The sequence below is a fragment of the Arsukibacterium sp. UBA3155 genome (assembly GCA_002364615.1).
Classification (GTDB): domain Bacteria; phylum Pseudomonadota; class Gammaproteobacteria; order Enterobacterales; family Alteromonadaceae; genus Alishewanella.
The window spans coordinates 1-282 of the sequence record DEYP01000008.1 but is presented as its reverse complement, the minus strand read 5'-3'; the positions used below and the strand labels follow the sequence as shown (position 1 = coordinate 282).

Genomic DNA, 282 nt, shown 5'->3' with positions numbered 1-282 from the left:
AGGCACTGCAACCGGCGGTGATATCGCCCCAGGCGATGTGGTCACCATGATCATTAATGGCACCACTTATACGACGACCGTGCAAGCCGATGGCAGCTGGTCTGTGGATGTTGCTGGTAGTGATTTAGCCGCTGATACCGAATTTGATGTGTTGGTGAGCTCCAGCGATGCTTTAGGCAATACCGTTACTTCAAGTGCTACTTCTACTCACACCGGTGATTTAGCTGCTGATGCCGGCACCGTCACCGTGAATAACATTACTGCCGATGATATCGTTAACGC

1 protein-coding gene is annotated in these 282 nt (G+C 51.4%); it reads left to right on the top strand.

Going from position 1 to position 282, the window contains the following annotated elements; translation table 11 throughout:
* Positions 1–282, top strand: a 282-nt coding sequence (locus B2X65_RS02280; RefSeq protein WP_290610348.1) for a hypothetical protein, incomplete at both ends; no start/stop codon positions are given.